Raw genomic sequence first — 483 nt, forward strand, 5'->3', positions numbered from 1 at the left:
TCAGTCAGTTGGAGGTTGTTATGGCTGGAGGATGGTCTCGTGATGGCGCGGTGCAGGATCAGATTGATGCCAGTGTTGAAGACGGTATTCAACAGGCACGTTCCCGTTTACCTAAAGGCGAAAGCCTGACGCATTGTGAAGAGTGCGATAAGGAAATCCCTCAGGCACGCCGTGAGGCGGTGCCAGGTGTTCGCCTCTGCGTGAAATGTCAGGAAATGATTGATAAGGAAAACAAGACTGCCAGTCTGTTTAACCGACGTGGCAGTAAAGACAGTCAATTACGTTAGGCGCATTTCAACGTTATAAAAGAGCACTTCGGTGCTCTTTTGCTTTTCAGTACTGCATTGTGTAAAGCTGTGCTGTGGATTTATTTTGCAGTTCACAAGAATTTGATATTAGCCAGTTTAAAGTCTGACATTGAAAGACTGGTGCTTTATCTGGCCCACTTTTAGAGAAATATAAAATGAAAAAATTATTACTGGC

At 44.5% G+C, this 483-nt stretch carries 1 protein-coding gene; it reads left to right on the forward strand.

The window, feature by feature from the left end:
- Positions 1-20: 20 nt before the first annotated feature.
- A complete protein-coding gene (locus B3O33_RS00605; RefSeq protein WP_292362053.1) occupies positions 21-287 on the forward strand; it encodes a DksA/TraR family C4-type zinc finger protein in 267 nt (88 codons plus the stop codon).
- Positions 288-483: the final 196 nt, after the last annotated feature.

This window comes from Methylophaga sp. UBA1464, from assembly GCF_002325665.1.
GTDB lineage: Bacteria > Pseudomonadota > Gammaproteobacteria > Nitrosococcales > Methylophagaceae > Methylophaga.